The organism is Stenotrophomonas sp. 278, from assembly GCF_003935715.1.
In the GTDB taxonomy this organism is placed as follows: Bacteria; Pseudomonadota; Gammaproteobacteria; order Xanthomonadales; family Xanthomonadaceae; genus Stenotrophomonas; species Stenotrophomonas maltophilia_AH.
Genome location: NZ_RHPP01000078.1, coordinates 1 through 22043, shown reverse-complemented (window position 1 = coordinate 22043; position 22043 = coordinate 1). Strand labels below are relative to the sequence as shown.

The 22043-nt window shown below is 65.6% G+C and carries 16 protein-coding genes and 1 riboswitch; of the genes, 6 read left to right on the top strand and 10 right to left on the bottom strand.

What is annotated here, in order from left to right; translation table 11 throughout:
* Window positions 1-357: 357 nt before the first annotated feature.
* Window positions 358-3228 (bottom strand): aminomethyl-transferring glycine dehydrogenase, encoded by a 2871-nt coding sequence (gcvP, locus tag EGJ34_RS13555; protein ID WP_125360998.1) that lies wholly within the window; start codon window positions 3226-3228, stop codon window positions 358-360.
* Between the two features lie 94 nt (window positions 3229-3322).
* A riboswitch (glycine riboswitch) is annotated at window positions 3323-3424 on the bottom strand.
* Window positions 3425-3717: 293 nt separating this feature from the next.
* Here gcvP and EGJ34_RS13550 point away from each other — a divergent pair.
* Window positions 3718-4941 (top strand): multidrug effflux MFS transporter, encoded by a 1224-nt coding sequence (locus EGJ34_RS13550; RefSeq protein ID WP_125360997.1) that lies wholly within the window; start codon window positions 3718-3720, stop codon window positions 4939-4941.
* Window positions 4942-5004: 63 nt separating this feature from the next.
* Window positions 5005-5391, top strand: coding sequence for a hypothetical protein (locus EGJ34_RS13545; RefSeq protein ID WP_125360996.1), 387 nt, complete (start codon window positions 5005-5007; stop codon window positions 5389-5391).
* A gap of 111 nt (window positions 5392-5502) precedes the next feature.
* Here the strand turns inward: EGJ34_RS13545 and EGJ34_RS13540 are convergent, their stop codons facing one another.
* The 3 genes from EGJ34_RS13540 to EGJ34_RS13530 form a co-directional block, all read right to left on the bottom strand.
* A complete protein-coding gene (locus EGJ34_RS13540; protein ID WP_125360995.1) occupies window positions 5503-6978 on the bottom strand; it encodes a glycoside hydrolase family 19 protein in 1476 nt (491 codons plus the stop codon).
* Between the two features lie 255 nt (window positions 6979-7233).
* Window positions 7234-9228, bottom strand: a complete 1995-nt coding sequence (locus EGJ34_RS13535) for a M2 family metallopeptidase (RefSeq protein WP_125360994.1) — start codon at window positions 9226-9228, stop codon at window positions 7234-7236.
* 152 nt (window positions 9229-9380) lie between these two features.
* Complete coding sequence (locus EGJ34_RS13530) at window positions 9381-11090, bottom strand: glycosyltransferase family 39 protein (protein ID WP_260476996.1); 1710 nt, start codon at window positions 11088-11090, stop codon at window positions 9381-9383.
* A gap of 194 nt (window positions 11091-11284) precedes the next feature.
* Between EGJ34_RS13530 and EGJ34_RS13525 the strand changes: the two genes are divergently transcribed.
* A complete protein-coding gene (locus tag EGJ34_RS13525; RefSeq protein ID WP_125360993.1) occupies window positions 11285-12535 on the top strand; it encodes a DUF819 family protein in 1251 nt (416 codons plus the stop codon).
* A 74-nt stretch (window positions 12536-12609) separates the two neighbouring features.
* On the opposite strand, the gene EGJ34_RS13520 is transcribed toward EGJ34_RS13525, so the two are convergent.
* Window positions 12610-12834, bottom strand: a complete 225-nt coding sequence (locus EGJ34_RS13520) for a CstA-like transporter-associated (seleno)protein (RefSeq protein ID WP_125360992.1) — start codon at window positions 12832-12834, stop codon at window positions 12610-12612.
* The gene (locus tag EGJ34_RS13515) at window positions 12834-14915 is read right to left on the bottom strand and encodes a carbon starvation CstA family protein (RefSeq protein ID WP_125360991.1); all 2082 of its coding nucleotides are present in this window, start codon (window positions 14913-14915) and stop codon (window positions 12834-12836) included. The genes EGJ34_RS13520 and EGJ34_RS13515 overlap by 1 nt, the downstream gene beginning before the upstream one ends.
* Before the next feature lie 195 nt (window positions 14916-15110).
* Between EGJ34_RS13515 and EGJ34_RS13510 the strand changes: the two genes are divergently transcribed.
* Window positions 15111-15962: a pirin family protein gene (locus tag EGJ34_RS13510; RefSeq protein WP_125360990.1), complete on the top strand. Its 852-nt coding sequence runs from the start codon at window positions 15111-15113 to the stop codon at window positions 15960-15962.
* A gap of 112 nt (window positions 15963-16074) precedes the next feature.
* Here the strand turns inward: EGJ34_RS13510 and EGJ34_RS13505 are convergent, their stop codons facing one another.
* From EGJ34_RS13505 to EGJ34_RS13490, 4 genes are all read right to left on the bottom strand, one after another.
* Window positions 16075-16536 carry a hypothetical protein gene (locus EGJ34_RS13505; protein ID WP_125360989.1) on the bottom strand — a complete coding sequence of 154 codons (462 nt, stop codon included), beginning with the start codon at window positions 16534-16536 and terminating at the stop codon, window positions 16075-16077.
* A 150-nt stretch (window positions 16537-16686) separates the two neighbouring features.
* A complete protein-coding gene (aqpZ, locus tag EGJ34_RS13500; RefSeq protein WP_125360988.1) occupies window positions 16687-17415 on the bottom strand; it encodes an aquaporin Z in 729 nt (242 codons plus the stop codon).
* 140 nt (window positions 17416-17555) lie between these two features.
* Window positions 17556-18419, bottom strand: a complete 864-nt coding sequence (locus EGJ34_RS13495) for a pirin family protein (RefSeq protein ID WP_125360987.1) — start codon at window positions 18417-18419, stop codon at window positions 17556-17558.
* 155 nt (window positions 18420-18574) lie between these two features.
* A complete protein-coding gene (locus EGJ34_RS13490; RefSeq protein WP_125360986.1) occupies window positions 18575-20638 on the bottom strand; it encodes a 3-hydroxyacyl-CoA dehydrogenase NAD-binding domain-containing protein in 2064 nt (687 codons plus the stop codon).
* 237 nt (window positions 20639-20875) lie between these two features.
* Between EGJ34_RS13490 and rpoE the strand changes: the two genes are divergently transcribed.
* A complete protein-coding gene (gene rpoE / locus EGJ34_RS13485) occupies window positions 20876-21496 on the top strand; it encodes an RNA polymerase sigma factor RpoE (RefSeq protein ID WP_125360985.1) in 621 nt (206 codons plus the stop codon).
* Window positions 21493-22043 (top strand): RseA family anti-sigma factor (locus tag EGJ34_RS13480; RefSeq protein ID WP_260476995.1); only part of this gene is annotated, 551 nt, incomplete at its 3' end. The genes rpoE and EGJ34_RS13480, both read left to right, overlap by 4 nt.

The following is a 22043-nucleotide window of genomic DNA, read 5'->3' as shown; positions in this document are numbered from 1 at the left end:
ATCCGGAGCCCTTACTGAGAAGCCGGGCTGTCAAAAGACAGCCCACGTCGCCCGAACACAAAAATACGGACACTCTCTAGCAACCATACCCGCTGGAGAGGATCACCTTCGACCGGAAGGCGCTTCTTCGCTTCGGATCATGCCTCACCGTGCTGATCACCGTTCTCGGCGGTCGACTGTCGTGCGACCCTACCAGTGCATCCCGGCATTCCGGCATCCCGACATTCGGCGTCCGGGTATCGCGACATCCGGTATGCCGCGTAGTGACGCGCCATGCGCGTCACCGCTCTTCGCGCACACCAACAAAAACGGCCCGCAAGCGCGGGCCGTCTTCATTTCCATCAGCGTGCAGCAGCCTTAAACCGCCACACCCTCATCTTCCTTGTAAGCATCAATCGGAATGCATGCACACATCACGTTTTTGTCGCCGTACACATTGTCCACGCGTGCCACCGGCGGCCAGTACTTCTGCTGCTTCAGACTGGCCAGCGGGAAGGCGGCCAGTTCGCGCGGGTAAGCGTGTTCCCACTCGCTGCCGGACACGGCGGTTGCGGTATGCGGGGCGTTCTTAAGCGGGTTGTCTTCGCGGTCCAGGCGACCGTCTTCAATCGCGGCGATTTCCTCGCGTATCTGGATCATCGCGTTGATGAAGCGGTCCAGCTCATGCAGCGACTCGCTTTCGGTCGGCTCCACCATCAGCGTGCCGGCCACCGGGAAGCTCAGGGTGGGGGCGTGGAAGCCGAAGTCGATCAGGCGCTTGGCGACGTCTTCCGCGACCACGCCGGAGGTCTTCTCGAGCGGACGCACGTCGAGGATGCACTCGTGGGCGACCAGACCGTTGCGACCGGTGTACAGGGTCTTGTAATACGGAGCCAGGCGCTTGGCGATGTAGTTGGCGTTGAGCAGCGCCACTTGGGTGGCCTTGCGCAGACCGGCGGTGCCCATCAGGGTGATGTACATCCAGCTGATCGGCAGAATCGAGGCGCTGCCGAAGCTGGCCGCGCTGACCATGCCGACGTCACCTTCGCCGCCCAGCACCTTGGGCAGGAACGGAGCCAGGTGCGACTTCACCGCACACGGGCCGACGCCGGGGCCGCCGCCGCCGTGCGGAATGCAGAAGGTCTTATGCAGGTTCAGGTGCGAAACATCCGAGCCCCACTTGCCCGGCTTGGCCACGCCGACCAGGGCGTTCATGTTGGCACCGTCGGTGTACACCTGGCCGCCGTGCTGATGAACGATGTTGCAGATCTCGACGATCTCTTCCTCGAACACGCCGTGGGTGGACGGGTAGGTCACCATCAGCGCGGCCAGGCGGTCGCTGTACTTCTCGGCGTTGAGGCGGATGTCCTCGACGTCCACGTTGCCGTTGGCGTCGGTCTTGGTCACCACCACCTTCATGCCGCACATCTGCGCCGAAGCCGGGTTGGTGCCGTGCGCGGAATCCGGAATCAGGCAGATGTCGCGGTGGCCTTCACCGCGCGAGCGGTGGTAGGCGCGAATGGCCAGCAGGCCGGCGTATTCGCCCTGCGCGCCGGAGTTCGGCTGCAGGCTGACGGCGTCGTAACCGGTGCACTCCACCAGCATCGCTTCCAGGCCGTCGATCAGTTCCTTGTAACCGATAGACTGCTCGGCCGGAGCCAGCGGATGGATGTTGGCGAATTCCGGCCAGGTCACCGGAATCATCTCGGCGGTGGCGTTGAGCTTCATGGTGCAGCTGCCCAGCGGGATCATGGTGCGATCCATGGCCAGGTCCTTGTCGGCCAGCGAGCGCAGGTAACGCAGCAGCTCGTGTTCGCTGTGGTGGGTGTTGAACACCGGGTGGGTCAGGAATTCGCTGGTGCGCACCAGGTCGGCCGGCAGGGCGTCGGCGGTGGCGATGTCCAGCGCGTCCACGTCCACCACGGCACCGAACAGCTGGCCCAGCGCGACGATGTCGGCGCGGGTGGTGGTTTCGTCCAGGCTGATGCCCACGGCTTCGCTGTCGATCGCGCGCAGGTTGATGCGGGCGGCGGCGGCCTTGGCGTGGATGGCGCTGGCGTCGATGTCCTTGACGTGCAAGGTGTCGAAGAAGTGCTCGCCGACGTTGACGCCGGCGTCGCGCAGCGCGGCGGCCAGGATCGCGGCCAGGCGATGGGTGCGACGGGCGATGCGGGTCAGGCCTTCCGGACCGTGGTACACGGCGTACATCGAAGCCATCACCGCCAGCAGCACCTGCGCGGTGCAGATGTTGGAGGTCGCCTTCTCGCGGCGGATGTGCTGTTCGCGGGTCTGCAGGGTCAGGCGGTAGGCCGGGTTGCCCTGGGCGTCAATGGAAACACCGATCAGGCGGCCCGGCATCGAGCGCTTGTAGGCGTCACGGCAGGCCATGAAGGCGGCGTGCGGGCCACCGAAACCGAACGGCACGCCGAAACGCTGGCTGTTGCCGACCACGATGTCCGCACCCCACTCGCCAGGGGCGGCAATCAGGGTCAGCGCCAGCAGGTCGGTGGCCACGGCGACCAGGCCACCGCGCGCGTGCACGGCATCGGCCAGTGCCTTGTAGTCGCCGATGTGACCGAAGGTGTCCGGATACTGCAGCAGCACGCCATACGAATCGGCTTCCAGCGCTTCGGCCGGGGTGCCCACGCGCAGCACGATGCCCAGCGGCTCGGCGCGGGTGCGCAGCAGTTCCAGGGTCTGCGGGTGCACGGCGTCGTGCACGAAGAAGGTGTCGGACTTGCTCTTGGCCGAACGCTTGGCCAGGGTCATCGCTTCAGCGGCGGCGGTGGCTTCGTCCAGCAGCGAGGCGTTGGCGATTTCCATGCCGGTCAGGTCGGCGCACAGGGTCTGGAAGTTGATCAGCGCTTCCATGCGGCCCTGTGAGATCTCGGCCTGGTACGAGGTGTAGGCGGTGTACCACGCCGGGTTTTCCAGCACATTGCGCAGGATGACGTTCGGAGTCAGGGTGCCGTAGTAGCCCTGGCCGATGAAGGTGCGGAACACCTGGTTCTTGTTGGCAATGGCGCGGATCTTGGCCAGTGCTTCCACTTCGGTCAGCGACTCGGGCAGCGCCAGCGGCGCGGGCGACTTGATCGAGGCGGGCACGATGGCGTCGGTGAGGGCGTCCAGCGAGGCGTGGCCGACCACGTCGAGCATCTGCGCGATTTCAGCGTCGTTCGGGCCGATATGGCGTTCGACGAACGCGGCGTGGTGTTCAAGCTCGCGCAGGGTAGGGGTGTTCTGAGACATGGCTGGCATCCGGAAAAGTGGGCACGCACGGTCGGAAGGGCAGCGTGTGGTACGTCGCGCACAAGCGAGCGCAGCCAGACCCTGCGGTCTTCCAAGGTGCCCCTCTGTCCTTTTGCCTGAGAGTTTGGAAGCGCGCGGCTGCGTGCTTCGTGCCCCTTCGGCGCCGGCACTGGCCGGTCTCTCCAGAGTTTTGCTGCGGGTGGTATCGGGCCTGAGCGATTACGGGCGTTGCGCCTTCGGCAGCGGGGGCCAAAAACGACGCTCCGCTTCTCCCACCATGTTGCCGGTCGATTATAGCCCAGACCCCGCCGCACAACGGTCCCACGGCAGATGAACGCGGGCTGCGAACCGTACGCATTCAGGCCGTTGGGCATGGAACTGGCCGGCGCAAGGGCCTATCATGGCCAGATTCTCGTATTCATCAGGCACCCGCCCGGGTTTGGGCAGGTGCCTGCCTGCGTACGCGCAGGCTGCCGACGGAACACCGCCATGACACCCGCCTCACCCTCCACGCGTCGTTTGGCCCTGCTGCTGGCCGGCTTGGCCATGTTCGGCCCGTTTTCGATCGACACCATCTTTCCGGCCTTCCTGCTGCTGGGTGAGCGCCTGCAGGTGGACCAGGTGGCGGTGCAGCAGACGGTCAGCGTGTACCTGCTGTTCTACGGGCTGATGAGCCTGGCGCACGGGCCGCTGTCGGATGCCTTCGGGCGGCGGCGGGTGATCCTGGGCGGGCTGGTGGTGTTCATTGCGGCCTCCATCGGCTGTGCGCTGTCGCGCGACCTGACCACGCTGCTGGTGTTCCGTGCCCTGCAGGGCGTTTCCGCTGGCGTGGGCGTCATCGTCGGCCGCGCGGTCATCCGCGACCTGTATCACGGTGCGGACGCGCAGCGCCTGATGAGCCAGGTCTCGATGATCTTCGGCGTCGCCCCGGCCATTGCGCCGATCATCGGCGGCTGGATCCTGCTCGGTGGCGGCGACTGGCCGCTGATCTTCTGGTTCCTGGTCAGCTTCGCCGCGCTGCTGCTGCTGGCCACCGGCAAGTGGCTGCCGGAAACGTTGCCCGTGGAAGAGCGCACCCCGCTGTCCACCGGCGCGCTGCTGCGCAGCTATGTGCGCATGGGCTCCAACCCACGCCTGCTGCGGCTTTCGGCGGCTGGCGCGTTCAACTTCTCCGGCATCTTCCTCTACATCGCCTCGGCCCCGGTGCTGGTGATGCAGCACCTGAAGCTGGGCGAAGGCGGTTTTGCCTGGCTGTTCATCCCCACCATCGGCGGCATGACCGTCGGCTCGTTCCTGTCCGGGCGCATGGCCGGTCGCATGACCGCGCAGCGCCAGGTCAGCATCGGCTTCGCGCTGTGCGGTGTGTCGGCGCTGGTCAACCTGGCCTACGTGCTGTCGGTGTCGCAGATCGCCGTGCCATGGGCAGTGCTGCCGATCTTCCTGGGCGGGGTGGGCATGGCGCTGATCTTCCCGATCCTGGCGTTGGCCGTGCTGGACATGTACCCGCACCAGCGCGGAATGGCCTCGTCCATGCAGATGTTCCTGCAGCTGATGATCAACACGGTGGTGGCCGGCATGATTTCGCCCCTGCTGAGCAGCCGGCCGCTGCACCTGGCGCTGGGTTATGGCGGCTTCTTCGCCATCGGGGCGAGCTTCTGGTACTGGGAGCGCCATTGCGAACGCCGCCGCGCGCTGCAGGCCGAGGCGGCCTGAAAATCGGGCCCTGCGGCCCTCTGCGGTATCCTGTTTCCTATTGATGCAGTCCGGACGTACCTGATGTCGACCACCTCCAAGCTGCGCCGCGACCTGCGCCGGCGCCGTGAAATCGAAGAAGCCAACCGTGAAAAGGCGCACGCCTCGCCGGTGGAGCCGCATGCGGAACTGCGCGACCAGCAGCGTACGCTGCTGGCCGGTATCGTCCGCCGTGACGGCGAATGGGTGCTGGGCATGGACGGCCGCATTGCCGGGCAAAGTCCCAGCGCCGCCCGCGTGCTGGCGCTGATCATGCAGGCCGCCGAACTGCACGAACGGCAGGGCACGCCGGTGCGACTGATGTATTCGGACGTGCTCAAGGACGCCGCGCATGCCGAAGCCCAGGCCGATGGCCTGGATTTCGATCAGTTCAAGGTGCAGTTCGCCGAGAGCCTGAAGAAGAAGTCGTAATTCCGGCAACCCTGGTGTTTCTGCCAATCCCGGTAGCGCCGGCCGTTGGCCGGCCCATGGGATGCATCCGGAGGGCCGGCCAACGGCCGGCGCTACCGTCAGTATTCGGGGTTACTCAACGACTTCCACGTTCGGGAACTTGTCGATCACGCAGTTCACGTAATCGGCTGGCTTCAACGCCGAATACGGTGTCTGGTAGGTCACCAGCTTGCACTGGTAACTGCGCCCCCCGACATTCCCCGGCACCCAGTCGTAGTTCTCCTCCCAGTAGATCGGCAGCGCGCCGGCCCCGCCTTCATCGAACTGCTTCATGCCCTTGCAGCCCAGCACTTCATTGCCGGGCACCGGCACGTTGAAGTACTGCGCGGCCGCCTTGTAGTAGGTGATGCGGTTCTGCGACTGCAGGTGTTCACTGCTGCCACCGCATTCCACACCGCCGTTGATGATCTGCGTGGTCACCCCGAAGCCCGGCACCAGCCCATTGCCGACATCGTGCGCGTTCGGCTGCCAGCTGCCATCAATCACATGCATCATCGACGGCTTCGGCGGCTGCGGGTACATGTAGAAGAACGCCGCGCTGGCCAGATTCAACCAGGTGTCAGCGACCAGATCCGGACGGTCCAGCAGGGTGCGCACGGTGCCGAACATGGCATCGGAGAACGGGCCGTAGTTGTAGTTGTACGAAAGCTGCTTGGCCCCGCGCCCGAAGTAGCTCTTGTAGCGGCCAGCGTTCGGGCCGTCGGCAAAGGTGCCGCACGGCCAGGTCTGGCCCTGCCAGGTACTGGGATTGCACTCGCCAGCGTAACCACCAGCACGGTCCTCGCTCCAGCCCATCTCGCGCACATGCACCAGCGCCTGTCGCCACTCGGGAATGGCGCTGTGCGCATCGTGGCCGCCGGTTTCCTGCGCGAAGTGCGCAACCATGGTGGCCAGGGTCTTGCGGCAGACCGCGTTGGAATCGCGACCATCGGCATAGGTGGCGCAGATCGCCGGGAACTTGGCGAAGGCCTGCAGGAAACCGCGATAGGTGTATTCCGGCGCGCGCAGCGGGAACAGGAACTCGAACTGTTCGTTGCTGATCAGCGCTTCCACCCGGCGCACGTTTTCCGGGTTGGCCTGCCGCAGCGGCTGCACCGCTTCCACCTCGGCGTTGGGCAGGGTGCGTATCGAGGCCAGGGTCTGTTGCATCAGGGGGAAGTCGGTCAGCCGGGCTTCGTCGGCGCGCAACGTGCTCAGCGGAATCTGTACGGGTTCCAGCGGGTCCGGATGTGGATCGGGATCCACCGGGGTGCCACCGCCGCCATCACAGCCGGGTGTGGTTTTAGCGATTTCTTCCCACGGCGACAACCACGGCTGAGCCGGGTCGATCTGTGCCGGCGACTGACCGGCATCCGCCCACCACTTGGCCTTGAAGTAGCGGCCCTGGAAGATCACCACGCAACCGGCGGTGTAGGTCTGGGTGGGGCTCCAGGTATCGCTGGCAGCGGCGGTTGCGGTGCGCGGCTGCTCGGAAGGAGCGGCATGTGCCGGCGCGGCACTGGCAAGGGCCACCAGCAGGGCGGTGCTCAGCAAAGCAGGGGTGTGCATGATGCGTCCTGATGCGGAAAGGAAGCTGCACGGTAGCGCTGGAGTGCGCGAATGGATTTCGTATTTGTTTGAAGTCGCCGATTCTTTGATACGCATCCGCTTTGCGCAATGCGATGCGTCACACTTCCAAGCTCCCGATAATGCACCGCCGCAATCCGCAACGGAACGTAGAGCCACGCCCCGCAGGGCGTGGCTCTACGCATAACGAACAACGCCCCTTGCGGGGCGTTGTTTTGAATCATCACAAATGCCGTATTACTGCTTGGCCGGTGCTGCCTGCGCCGGAGCCGCCGCCACCGCGCCCGGAGCCTGCCAGCCACACATCTGGCCCTGGTTCTGCTGCTTCAGCCACTCGTTGACCGGGGTGAAGTACTCGATCATCGGGCCGGCATCCAGCTTCTCGCCGCCGGTGATCTCCTTCAGCGTGGCCTGCCACGGCTGGCTGGCACCCTTGCTCAGCATTGCCCAGAACTTCTGCCCGGCTTCCTTGTTGCCGTAGAAGCTGCACTGGTGCAGGGGGCCCTTGTAGCCGGCCGCGTCGCACAGGCCCTTGTAGAACTGGAACTGCAGGATGCGCGCCAGGAAGTAGCGGGTGTACGGGGTGTTGCCCGGCACGTGGTACTTGGCACCCGGGTCGAAGAACTCTTCACCGCGTGCGCTGGCCGGAGCCACGCCCTGGTACTTGGACTTCAGGTCCCACCATGCCTTGTTGTAGTTCTCCGGCGTGATCGAGCCGTCGAACACACCCCAGCGCCAGCGGTCGATCATCAGACCGAACGGCAGGAACGACACACCGCTCAGCGCCATGCGCATCTGCGCGTTGATGGTGGCTTCGCGGCTTTCCTGCGGCTTGTCGACCAGACCGATGGAGTTCAGGTACTGCGGGGTCATCGCCAGCACGATGGTGTCGCCGATGGCTTCGTGGAAGCCGTCGTTGGCACCGCCCTGGAACAACGGCGGCAGCGGGTTGTAGGCCAGGTCGTAATAGATGTGGCCGAGTTCGTGATAGATGGTGGTGAAGTTTTCTTCGTTCGGCTTGATGCACATCTTGGTGCGCACGTCGCCTTCCATGTTCATGTCCCACGCGCTGGCGTGGCAGACCACGTCGCGGTCCAGCGGCTTGATGAACTGGGTCTTCTCCCAGTACGACTTCGGCAGCGCCGGCATGCCCAGAGACACGTAGAAGTCCTGCGCGCGCTCGGTCATCTGCTTGGCGGTGCGCAGTTCGGCGTCACGCTGTGCCTTGTACAGCGCTTCCATGCTGGCGTTGCTGCCGCCGGCCTTGGCGATGGCACCGCTCAGGTTGCCCTGGTACTGCTTTTCCAGGGCGGCGGTGATGTCCAGGCTGCCGGCACCGGGGTAGGGTTCCAGCTGGTCCCACAGGTTGGACCAGTCCTGCTGCCACATGTTGCCCAGCAGATGCGCGGCAATCATGCCGCCTTCGGTTTCGGCCTTGTCCTTGCCATAGGTGGTGTCCAGCTTGGTACGTGCATAGCAGTGCAGCTGCTCGTACATCGGCTTGACCTGTTCCCACAGGCGGTCGGTCTCCGGGCCGATCTGGTCGGCCGGCATGTCATAGCCGCTGCGCCACATCTGGCCAGCGTCGGCGAAGCCCATTTCCTTCGCGCCTTCATTCACCAGCCCGACGAAGCGCTGGTAATCGGCGCGCATCGGCTTGGTGGTGCCGTGCCAGCCCTGCCAGGCATCCAGCTGAGCGTCGTAGTCGCGGCTGCGTGCCAGCACCTGTTCCAGGTCGCCCAGCTGCTTGCAGGTCGCCGGGTTGGCCTCGTCGGTGCAGTACTTGCCGGCACCGTACGCGCCTTCCATGCGGCTGGCGATGCGGGTCAGCTCGCCCAGCTTGGCCGGGTCGCGCGGGGCGGGCATGGCGGTCATCAGCTTCAGCAGGTGCAGCTGGCGCTTGGTGTCTTCGCTCATCGGCTGGCCGTCGTACTGGCCGGCCTGGGCGATCCAGCCATTCAGCACGGTCAGCCAGCGCTCGTTGGCCTTGGCCGCCACGCGTTCGGAATCGTCATTGATGTAGGTCGATGACAGCCACTGCGCCGAGGTCATTTCCGGGTACATGGCCTTGTACTCGGCATTGACGCGGGCGATGAACTGGTCCGCGGTCTCGGTAGGCTTGGCGGTGCCGGCGGCCGGAGTGGCAGCAGGTGACGGTTCCTTCTGGCAGGCCGCCAGCGTCAGTGCGGCAGCACCAACAGCCAGGGCCAGCAAAAGCGGGCGGTGGTTCACGGGCAGATCCTTGGGTGGTGATTTACCGCCCGAAGGCTAGTGGGCTGGTCGCAACACCGCAAGGGCCAGAGGTGTACCGACCAACGGTCGGTACCTACCGCATGGATCCGGAACCGGTAGGTACCGACCGTTGGTCGGTACGGCATCCTGCGTCAATCAGCGTCATCGCCCAGTGGCCGGCCACCCACCACCGTGGCATGGCATTGCATGTCCAGCGCCGTGCCTGGCACCAACCACCAGTGGTTGCGGTTGGCGCTACCTATCGACACCGACTGCGTGCGATCGACACAGGGGCTCAACGCCGGCTCGGCCACCAGCAGCCAGCGGCTGTGCGGTGCCTGCGCCAGCCATGGCGCGGCACTGTGCCACTGGTCGTTCCAGTCGCGCTTGAAGCCGAAGTCGGTCACTGGGCGGTCGGCCTGCAGCAGGTTCTGCTCGCGCCAGGCCACCGCGCCCAGTTCGGCTTGGGGTCCAATCCGCTCGCCCACGCGTTGCATGACCGCTGTCGCCGAGCTGTACGGGTCCAAGGCCGGCATCAGGCCCCAGCCATACAGGTTCCACAGCAGCAGCGAGGTCAACACGGTCAGCATCGCCGCGCCACGCCGCCTCAGCCACATCACCAGCGCCGCCATGACCAGGCAGGAAGTCAGCAGCCATGCTCCCAGCGGGACGAGCAGGTTGTCAGGCATGGCGCGTCTGGCCAACTGCGCGTGCGCCCATGGGCTGCCCGCGAGCAGGTGCACGCCGATCACCAGCATGGTCACTGTCACCACCGCGGCATATGCCAGCAACACCCCGCGCGGCCCGGGCCGGCGCAGCAGGCCTGGCAGAAGCGGCGCGGCAGCCACGCACAGCGCTGGCAGCATCGGGAAGATGTAGACCTCGCGCTTGCCGGGGCTGGCACTGAAGAACAGCAGCACCAGCAGGGCCCAACCCAGCAGCAGCCACCAGCGTGCATCCATCCGTCGCAGTCTGCGCCACCAGCCTGGGGCCAGCGCGGGCAGCAGCAGGCTGCCGGGCAGCCACAGCGTGGCCATCACCTGCAGGTAGTACCAGGCCGGCTGCACATGGTGCCAGGCACTGGCGTAACGTGTGCCGGTCTGCTTGAACAACAGCTCGTGCGCGTACGCCTGCAGTTCCGGCGTGGGCGCGGTCGCCAACGCGATCCCCAACGGACCCAGCCAGACAGCCGTGCCCAGCAGGAAGGCCGGCAACAGCCATATCAGGGGCCGGGCAGGGGCCACATACGCCGGGGAGCGGGCACGCACCTGCCAGCGCCATAACGCCCAAGGCAGCAGCACCAGCAGCGGCAGGAAACCCACGCCCTTGGTCACCGTACCCAGCCCGGCGGCGAACCCGGCCAGCCATAACGCGCGCGTATTCGGACGCTCCAGCAGATGCCGCAACAACCCCCATAGCGACAGCGTGGTCAGCGCCACCAGCACCATGTCGATCTGGGCGCGCTTGGCCATCAGTCCGAACTGCAGGCAGCTGATCAGCGCCAACACTGCCCACCAGCCCACGCGCCGGCACCACAGGCGCCGACCGAGGTCCCAGCACAGCCACAGAGTGGCGAGCGCCGCCAGCAGTGAGGGAATCAGGAAGGCCAGGTTCCAGTTGCGCACCACCGAGTAGGTGGCCGCCTGCATCCACATGAACACCGGCGGCTTTTCCGCATACAGCTCGCTGCCCCGGTGCGGCAGCAGCCACTGCCCGCTGTCCACCATGTCACGCGCGGCCAGTACGAAGCGCGGCTCGTCCGGCGGCGAGGGCGAACGCAGCCCGATACCGGCCGCGAGGGTCAGCAGCAGGGCCAGGCAGATCAGAACGCGCCAGTGCGGGCGGAGCAGCAGTCGGGTCACGGGGCGGGGCGTCTCGGTCAAGGAAACGTACTCTGGAGGGGAGAACGTAAGAAAGGCGTCGAATCGGGCCGGCTGCGACCTGGGTGGGCGGGCGCGGCAAAAGGTGGCACGCCGTGAAGACAGTGTTAAGCTCCGGAAAGCGCCGCCTGATGTGGCGCTTTTTTTTGCCCTTTCGATCGACAGAGGATGGCAGCATGCCGACCGAACCGAGTACCGCCCTGATTTCCAGTGACATCGTAGGCCTTGGCCTGATCGCCGCCACCCTTGCCCTGATCTTCTGGGCCGCCAGCGGCCCCACGCCGCTGCTGAAGAAGGTATTTGCCTGGGTGCCGGCCCTGCTGTTGTGTTATTTCATCCCGGCCATCTACAACACCACCGGGCTGATCGACGGCCACAACACCTCGTTGTACAACCCGATCGCCCGCGACGTGCTGCTGCCGGCGGCGCTGGTCCTGCTCACCCTGTCCATCGACCTGAAGGGCGTGCTGAAACTCGGCCCCAAACTGCTGTTGGTGTTCTGCGCGGGTACCGCCGGCATCATGCTGGGCGCGATCGTGTCCTTCCAGGTGATGAAGTTCATCCATCCTGAAACGGTGGCCGGGGATACATGGGCCGGGATGGCGGCACTGGCCGGCAGCTGGATCGGCGGCGGGGCCAACATGGTGGCGATGCGCGAAGTGTTCGGCACCGACGCCACCACCTTCGGTCAGTTCGCCGTGGTGGACGTGGCCTGCGCCAGCCTGTGGATGGCGATCCTGCTGTTCCTGGCCAACCGCGCGCAGCAGATCGACACCCGCAACGGGGCCGACACCCGCGCCATTGATGAAATGAAGGCGCGCATCAGCGCCTACGAGGCGCAGAACGCGCGCATTCCCACCTTGACCGACCTGATGGTCATCGTCGGTGTCGCCCTGGGCGGGGTAGGGCTGGCGCATGCGGTGGCTGCGCCGCTGAGTGGCTGGTTCAAGGCCAACATCAGCTGGGCCAGCCAGTTCAGCCTGGACAGCCAGTTCGTCTGGGTCGTCCTGCTGTCCACCGCATTGGGCCTGACATTGAGCTTCACCCGTGCGCGAAAGCTGGAAGCCGCCGGTGCGTCGCGCCTGGGCACGGTGTTCCTGTATTTCCTCATCGCGTGCATCGGCATGCAGATGAACCTGCTCTCGCTGCTGGACCGCCCGTGGCTGTTCCTGCTCGGCGTCATCTGGATGCTGACCCACATTCTGGTGCTGTGGGCCGTCGCCAAGCTGCTGCGCGCGCCGTTGTTCTTCTTCGCGATTGGGTCGCAGGGCAACATCGGGGCGGCAGCATCGGCACCGGTGGTGGCGGCAGCGTTCCACCCCACGCTGGCACCGGTGGGGGTATTGCTGGGCACCGTGGGCTATGCCACCGGCACCGGATTGGCCTATGTGACCGGCCTTATCCTGAAGTGGATGGCGGGGGCGTAGCCCCGCCGGCATGGATGCCAAAAAACGGCGACGCATCTGCGTCGCCGTTTCTGTATCGAACCATCAAACGGCGGTCAACAACACCGTCCGCCGTTGCGCCCGCTGTAGCGGGCTTCCTGACGTTCGCGGAAGAACGTCTTGTAGTCCATCGGCGTGCGGTCGGGGTGTTTCTCCAGCACGTGCCGCACGTAGTTGTCATAGTCCGGAATGCCGCAGCACAGGCGGGCGGTCTGCACCAGCCGCCGCCAAAGGCGGCGGTGGGCCTGGTACTGACTGACAGGAACCAGCCCGGTACCCATTACAGATCCGCCATCTGGTGCGGTTCCAGCTTCACGTACGCGGTTTCCTTGTCGGTGCGCTGCGGCGAACGGCGTGCCACCACAATGGTCTTGATGGCGTAGGCCAGGATCGAGAACACCACGAACAGGAACAGCACGGTCAGGCCGGTGTTGACGTAGGCGTTGACCACGATCTGCTGCATCTGCGCCACGCTCTTGGCCGGCGCAGTGATGGTGCCGGCGGCGATGGCGTCCTGGAACTTGTGCGCCTGCGCCAGGAAGCCCTGCGCCGGGTTGCTGTCAAAGATCTTGATCAGCCCCGCGTAGGTGGTGCAGATCAGCAGCCACACGGCGGGCACGGCCGTCACCCACGCGTAGCGGTCACGTTTCATCTTGAACAGCACCACCGTGCCCAGCATCAGGGCAATGCCGGCCAGCATCTGGTTGGAGATGCCGAACAGCGGCCACAGGGTCTGGATGCCACCGAACGGATCGACCACGCCGGTGTACAGCAGGTAGCCCCACAGCGCCACACAGCCGGCGGTGGCGATGATGTTGGCGGTCCACGACTCGGTCTTCTTCAGGGCCGGGATGAAATTGCCCAGCAGGTCCTGCAACATGAAGCGACCAGCACGGGTACCCGCGTCCACGGCGGTCAGGATGAAGAGGGCTTCAAACAGGATCGCGAAGTGGTACCAGAACGCCATCATCGCGTTGCTGCCACTGGGGATCGCTTCATGCAGGATCTGCGCGATACCCACCGCCAACGTCGGTGCACCACCGGCACGGTGCAGGATGGTTGGTTCGCCAATCGCCACCGCGGTGGCTTCCAGCTGTTCCGGCGTGATGGTGAAGCCCCAGGTGTTGGTGATGTAGTGCGCGGCGGAGACCGCATCCGCACCAATCACCGCGGCCGGGCTGTTCATCGCGAAGTAGATGCCCGGGTCGATGATCGACGCGGCCACGAGTGCCATCACCGCCACGAACGATTCCATCAGCATGCCGCCGTAGCCGATGTAGCGCATGTGGCTTTCATTGGCGAGCAGCTTGGGCGTGGTGCCCGAGGAGATCAGCGCGTGGAAGCCCGACACCGCACCGCAGGCGATGGTGATGAACAGGAACGGGAACATGCCGCCCTTCCACACCGGGCCGTCGCCGCTGGCCGCGAACTGGGTCAGGGCCGGCATCTTCAGTTCCGGCATCACGATCAGGATGCCGATCGCCAGCGCGACGATGGTGCCGATCTTGAGGAAGGTGGAGAGATAGTCGCGCGGGGCCAGCAGCAGCCACACCGGCAGCACCGAAGCCACGAAGCCGTAGCCGATCAGCATCCAGGTGATCTGGGTGCCGGTAAAGGTGAAGGCAGGACCCCACACCGGGTCAGCGGCGATCTTGCCGCCGTACCAGATCGCCAGCAGCAGCAGGATCAGGCCGACCACGGAGATCTCGCCGATCTTGCCGGGGCGGATGTAGCGCATGTAGATGCCCATCAATATCGCAATGGGCATCGTGGCGATCACCGTGAACATGCCCCACGGGCTTTCCGCCAGCGCCTTGACCACCACCATCGCCAGCACGGCCAGGATGATGATCATGATCAGGAAGGCACCAAAGAGCGCGATGGTGCCGGGAATCTGGCCCATTTCCTCGCGCACCAGGTCGCCCAGTGAACGCCCGTTGCGGCGGCTGGACAGGAACAGCACCATGAAGTCCTGCACCGCACCGGCCAGCACCACGCCGACCACCAGCCAGAGCAGGCCGGGCAGGTAGCCCATCTGCGCCGCCAGAACCGGACCCACCAGCGGGCCAGCACCGGCGATGGCGGCGAAGTGATGGCCGAACAGCACGTGCTTGTTGGTGGGCACGTAGTCGAGGCCGTCGTTGTTGATCACCGCCGGAGTGGCCCGGGTTGGATCGAGCTGCATCACCTTGTTGGCGATGAACAGACTGTAGAAACGGTAGGCAATGAGATAGATGGAGACCGCAGCCACCACGATCCACAACGCATTGATGTGTTCGCCCCGTCGCAATGCGACGGTGCCAAGGCAGAATGCGCCGAGCAGCGCAAGCGCGGCCCAGCCCAGCTTGGAAAAACCTTTCATGAGATGTGCGTCTCCCTGGAGTGCTTCTTAAGGTTCCGCGCAGTCATTGACCGGGTCAATGCAATCGCGGGGACTTGCCGCTAGTACTTTGGTCGTATGGGCCTTGAGTTTGGAACAATGGGTTGCGGGCGTGGCCGTTGGCGGCTCCGGGGGCTGCGCCCATCTTGTACCGGGTAACCTTTCGATGGAGTCAACATGAGCACCTCAACCCCCGTGCGTGTGCAGCGCACCATTCGTGGCATGCCCACCTCTGACGGGGCCGGCGTGCGCCTGACCCGGGTCATCGGTGGCCCCGACCTGCCGGATCTGGACCCGTTCCTGCTGCTGGACGAGTTCGGCACTGACAAGGCCGAGGATTACATCGCGGGTTTTCCCAGCCATCCGCATCGCGGCTTCGAGACCGTGACTTACATGCTCGACGGCCGCATGCGGCACAAGGACAACCATGGCAACGAGGGCCTGCTCACCCCGGGCAGCGTGCAGTGGATGACGGCTGGTCGCGGGCTGGTGCACTCGGAGATGCCCGAGCAGGAGTCCGGCCGGATGCGCGGCTTCCAGCTGTGGGTGAACCTCCCGGCGCGTGAAAAAATGACGGACCCGAGGTACCAGGAGTTCGCGCCCGAGCGCATCCCGGTGGTGCAGCCGGCGGCGGGCGTGCAGGTGAAGGTGATTGCCGGGCAGGTGGGTGACACCACCGGGCCGATCACGCAGCCGGCGACCGATCCGCTGTACCTCGACATTGAGCTGGCCCCTGGCGTGGCGTGGGACTACGTGCTGCCGGAAGGGCATAACGCGTTCGCCTATGTGTTCGAGGGGGCGGTGACGGTCGGGCAGGGCGAAAACGCACGTCCGGTGGACCGTCAGGAGATGGCGGTGCTGGGCGGCGGTGAAGTGCTGCAGCTGCAGGCCGGTACTGAAGGCGCGCGCCTGATTCTGGTCGCTGGCCGGCCGCTGCGTGAGCCCGTCATGCGTCACGGTCCGTTTGTGATGAACACCCGCCAGGAACTGATGCAGGCCTTCGTGGATTTCCAGGAAGGCCGCTTCTGATCGAAGAGCAGCCGGGCAGAGCCCGGCTCTACAGGAGCGCGTCGATCCCGGTGGCACCGGCCGTGGTCGTAGAGCCGGGCTTGCCCGGCTTGCGTCCGCGGCCCGCGATCCGTCAGCGCTCTGCAGCGACCGCCGACGATCCAAGGGCCATGCCGCGGGTAAGCGCCTGCAGCGAGCTCAGTTCCTGCGAATTGCCAGGGTACAGCGCGATCTGCGCATACCGGTTGTCGTCCAGCTCCACGATCGTCATGCGTCGATCCGCGTAGCCCGGCGGCTGCTGGCCGCCCAGGTCGGGCAGGTACCAGTACATGCTTTCACCTGCGAAGCTGCCTTTTTCCTGGCGCAGCGGGCGCGACAGCGGAATTTTAGGATCACGCTGCGTGAGCATCAGACTCAGCACTTCGCGCCCGTCGGCGGTCGTGGCCTTGCACGACAGATAATTGTTTTCAGCCTGTTCCTTCCATTGCAGGCCACTATCGGCCGGCAGCGTGGGACATTCGGCCGTGGCCTGGGCCGAGGCGACGGCGGCAGTCAACAGCAGACACAGCGATACAACAGCGCGCAGGACGTTCATGCTTCCCCCAAGAAGTCGAATGGCAGAGCCACGGAACGGGAGCTTCCAATCTCCGGTCGCGTGACGGGCTGGTGAGTTTGACCTTAACGGAATGTGACCGGATCTTCAAATAACCGTTTCAAATGTATCTGAATCCGGCTAGGTGTATGGTCAGGGAGCGCGGGACTCCGCTCCGATCCATTTGTAGATGAGTCCGCCGATCATCCCACCCAGCAGCGGGGCCACCCAGAACAGCCAGAGCTGGGCCAGCGCACCACTCCCCGCAAACACCGCCACCGCGGTGGAGCGGGCCGGGTTCACCGAGGTATTGGTGACCGGAATGCTGATCAGGTGGATCAGGGTCAGCGCAAGGCCGATGGCCAGCGGGGCAAAGCCCGCCGGGGCCCGCCCGTGGGTGGCTCCCATGATCACCACCAGAAACATCGCAGTCAGCACCACCTCGCACAGGAAGGCGGCCGCCACGCTGTAGCCACCCGGCGAGAGCGCTCCGTAGCCGTTACTGGCAAACGCGCCCGCCTGGCGGCCGTCGATGTCAAAGCCGGGTGCTCCACTGGCAATGTGCAGCAGGATGTAGGCGGCCACGAGGCCGCCGACCACCTGGGCCAGGATGTACGGCACCACATCGCGAGCCGGGAAGCGCCCGCCCGCCCACAGCCCCACGCTGACCGCAGGATTGAAATGTGCACCGGAGACGTGGCCGAAGGCATACGCCCCGGTCAGCACGGTCAGGCCAAACGCCAGCGCCACACCGACGAACCCGATACCCAGGGGATTGCCATCACCGCCGAACTTCGCCGCCAGCACGGCGCTGCCGCAGCCGCCCAGCACCAGCCAGAACGTGCCGAGCAGCTCGGCCGCCAATCGCTTTGCCATGTTCATTTCATGTCTCCACGAACGCCCGGGGGAGGAGGGCTCGGGGCGACCGTAGCTGAATCGCGGTTCATCCGGGTGAAGGGCGCGTCAACCGCCGACGAACGGCAAAAATTCCGCGACCGTAGAGCCGGGCTTGCCGGGCAACCTCAGTAACCAGGCAGCGGAATGAATTCCTTGTCATCCCCCGGGATCGTTCCAAACCGACCGGACTCCCAATCGTGCTTGGCATGTTCGATGCGCTCCTTCGAGCTGGACACGAAGTTCCACCACAGATGACGCGGCCCATCCAGCGGTTCGCCGCCGAGCAGCATGGCCTTGACCGGCGTCTTGGCACGCAACCGGCCACGTGCGTTGAACTCGGGCAGGATCAGGTGCTGTGCGGGCACATCCACGCCATCCAGTTGCAGTTCGCCTTCCAGAACGTAGATCGCGCGTTCTTTGTGGCTGGTATCCAGGTCCAGTTCCGCGCCGGGCTCCAGATCGAGTGCCACGTTGAGTGTATCGGCGAACACCTTTACCGGCGATTCCTCGCCGTATGCGCGGCCGGCAATCACCCGCAACCACACGCCATTGCGGTGCTGCTGGGGCAGGGTGGCGGCACTATGGTGATAGAAGGCGGGATCGGTTTCCTCGAAATTCTTCGGCAGGGCCACCCAGGTCTGCATGCCATGCAACGGATGGTCGTGCTCGCGTTCCACGGTCGGGGTGCGTTCGGAGTGGGCGATGCCGCGGCCGGCGGTCATCCAGTTGACGTCGCCGGGGCGGATCACCTGGTCCGAGCCGAGGGTGTCGCGGTGGCCGATGGCACCGGACCACAGGAAGGTCACCGTAGCCAGGCCGATGTGCGGATGCGGGCGCACGTCAATGCCGGCACCGGCATTGAGTACGGCCGGACCCATCTGGTCGACGAATACGAACGGGCCGACGCTGCGCGCCTGCAGGGTGGGAACGGCGCGGCGTACTTCCAGGCCGCCGATGTCGTGGACGCGCGGGGCGATGATGGTGGTCATGCGGGCGTTCTCGCTGGCGTGGGCAGAGCGTCAGCATGGCACGTCACGCGCGTGCTCGGATGCCCCATTAGGGCAACAGCCCGTCCGGAAAACAGCAACGCCGCCTTGCGGCAGCGTTGCGTTGCCGGGCATGGCCCGGCACTACTTCCATGGGGTTACGCGACGGGTTCGCGCAGCACCGGCGAATCCCAGCCTGGGCGCGGTGCAAAGCGGTCACCGTGGCGCTGCTGCAGCAGCTTCAGGCGCTCCACCAGCGCATCGGCCCCGGTCGCACGGATGTGCTGGATCGGGCCGCCACGGAACGGGGCAAAGCCCGTGCCGAAGATCACGCCCGCGTCCAGCAGGTCCGCGTCGGCCACTACACCTTCGTGCAGACAGGCGACCGCTTCATTGAGCAGCGGCAGGATCAGGCGGTCTTCAAGATCCGCCGGGGCCTGGTAGTTGGCGGGCACGTCCGGCTTCTGCGCGCGGCCGTTTTCCCACTTGTAGATGCCCTGGCCGTCCTTCTTGCCGCGCTTGTCCGGTTCAACAGTCTGCAGCGCCGCCGGAATCTGCAGGCCCAGGAACGGAGCCAGCTCCTGGCCCACGCCTGCGGCCACGTCCAGGCCCACGGTGTCGAGCAGTTCAATCGGTCCCATCGGCATGCCGAATTTCACTGCCGCCTTGTCGATCACCGGGCCGGGCACCCCTTCCGCGTATGCCGTGGCGGCTTCCAGCATGTAAGGGAACAGCACGCGGTTGACCAGGAAGCCGGGAGTGCCGGCCACCGGTACCGGGAATTTTCCCAGCGCCTTGCAGAAACCGGCCAGTCGCTGTTCGGTCTGCGGGTCCATCCCGTCGTGGTGGATGATCTCCACCAGGGGCATCTGCGCCACCGGATTGAAGTAATGCAGGCCGGCAAACTGCGCCGGGCGCTGGATGTGGTCGCGCAGCTCCACCAGCGGGATCGACGAGGTGTTGGTGGTCAGCAGCGCGTCGGCCTTCATCTTCGGCTCCAGCGTCTGGTACAGCGCCCGCTTGGCTTCCGGGTTCTCGATGATGGCTTCAATGACCAGATCAGCCTGGGCCACGCCGTCGCCGGCCAGGTCCGCCTTCAGTCGTGCCGCTACCGCCGGACGCTTGCTCTCATCCTTTACCTTCTTGGCGAACAGCGCCTGCGCGCGCTCCATGGCCGGGTCGATGAAACGCTGCTCGCGATCCTGCAGAGTTACGTCAAAGCCCTTGTAGGCGGACCACGCGGCAATGTCACCGCCCATCACGCCAGCGCCGACCACATGCACGTGGCGGATGCCATGGTCCTTGCCGCCCAGCGCCTTCAGGCGTTCGGTCAGGAAGAAGATGCGAATCAGGTTGCGTGCGGTCGGGGTGCCGGCCAGCTTGACCACCGCGCGGCGTTCGGCGTCCAGGCGGGTCTGGATCGGGCTGCCGCCGGTGCGCGCCCAGGTGTTGATCAGCGCATACGGAGCCGGGTAGTGGTCCTTCTTGGCCTTGCGTGCGACCTGTTTGGCCATCTGTGGGGCCAGCAGCTTGCGCGCCAGCCAGGTGTTGGTCGCCCACGCCGTCGCGCGCTGCCTGAACGCGCGGGTGGTCCCCGACAGGCCTAGTGCCACAGCGGTATCCAGCAGCACCGCCGGTGCCACCACTTTGTCGACCAGGCCGATGTTGCGGGCCGCCGATGCCGACAGCGTGCGACCGGTGAGCATCAGGTCCATCGCCGCCGGGGCACCCACCAGCTGCGGCAGGCGCGCGCTGCCACCCCAGCCGGGGAAGATGCCCAGCTGGGTTTCGGGCAGGCCGATGCGGGTCGAGGGATCGTTGGAGGCGACGCGGTAGCGGCAGGCCAAGGCGAGCTCGGTGCCGCCGCCCAGGCAGTGGCCATGGATGGCGGCCACGGTCGGGCAGGGCAGCTCGGACAGTTTCTGGTAGACGGTCTGGCCGCGGCGGATCGCGTCGTTGACGGTGCCGCGGCGGTCAAACTCCTGGAATTCCTTCAGATCCGCCCCGGCGATGAAACCGGCCGGCTTGATCGACTGCACCACCACCGCCTTGGGCGGGTCCAGCGCCAGGCGCTCCACCAGGTCGCCCAGTTCCAGCAACACGTCCTGGGACATGGCGTTGACGCTGCTGTCCTGGCGGTCAAGGCTGAGCACCACGACACCGTCGTCACGGATCTGTGGGTGCCAATGCGAGAAGCGGAGCCCATCGAAGCCTGAGAGCATGGGGACGTTCCATCCGGTTGTGTATGGAGAAGGGGGCTATGATCCAGAGGTTGTTTCCTCCCCGTCAAATCCCTATAGCTGGGGTATCCGCAACGACCGTTCACGACCGTGAGCGGAAACCTTAACGGAATGGTGGTTAAAAGCTGGTACGGCATTCCTCACGGAGCGCTGAACTTTTCCCGGGATTGGCAGTCTCATTGCCCGACGTCGGTTGGGCTGACAGGAGTGCGGCCCCGCATGGCCGAGGTTGAAACACCACAGGAGCTGGATCTGGAACTGGTCCGGCGCGTGCAGCGCGGCGAGAGCGCGGCGTTCGATGTGCTGGTGCGCAAGTACCAGCACCGTATCGTCGCCCTCATCGGGCGCTACATCGCCGACTGGAGCGAATGTCAGGACGTGGCCCAGGACACCTTTGTCCGCGCATATCGCGCGATCAACAGTTTCCGCGGTGACGCCCAGTTCTATACCTGGTTGCACAGGATCGCCGTGAATACTGCCAAGAACCACCTTGCTGCACACAACCGCCGTCCCCCCACCGACGACATCGAAATCGGTGATGCCGAGCAGTTCGACAGCGGCACCCGCCTGCGCGACACCGACACGCCCGAGCGTGAACTGATGCGCCAGGAGCTGGAAAACACGGTGATGAAGGCGGTCTCGGCGCTGCCTGAGGAACTGCGTTCTGCCATCACCCTGCGCGAGGTGGATGGCCTGAGCTATGAGGAAATCGCGCAGAAGATGGGGTGTCCGATCGGCACCGTGCGGTCGCGCATTTTCCGCGCCCGTGAGGCGATCGACACCGAACTTCGGCCGCTGCTGGATGTGGGCAGCGCCACCCGCGAGAAGAGCCGCGTATGAACCACGAGAACCCCAAAGCTGATTCCGCCGGCCACGTGCCGGACAAATTCGATGCCCATCATCGCCAGCAGCTGTCGGCGCTGATTGATGGCGAACTGAGTGCCGATGAAGCCCGTTTCATGCTGCGCCGGCTGGAACACGATGACGCACTGGCCGGCTGCCACGAGCGCTGGCAGCTGCTCGGCGACGTGCTGCGTGGCCAGGCCTGCGCGCCCGCCCCGGCTGATTTTGCGTCGCGCGTGCAGACGGCAGTGGCGGCCGAGCCCGCCCCGCAGACCGCACCTGCGCAGGAGACACGTGAGCGCCGTGGTTGGCGACGCTGGGGTGGCAGTGCCGCGTTGGCCGCCTCGGTGGCTGCGATTGCGCTGTTCATGACCCGCGAGCAGTTGCCGGATCAGGCACCGGCCGATCCGGCCACGCCTGTGTTCGCCAGCCAGGCCGAGCTTCCGCCGCCGGCAGCAGCCGTCCCTCCGTCCCCATCCGGAGCCGCCGTGGTGGCCGACGCAGCGCTTGCGGTGGCTGCGGTGCCTGCCGCGGCCACCGCTGC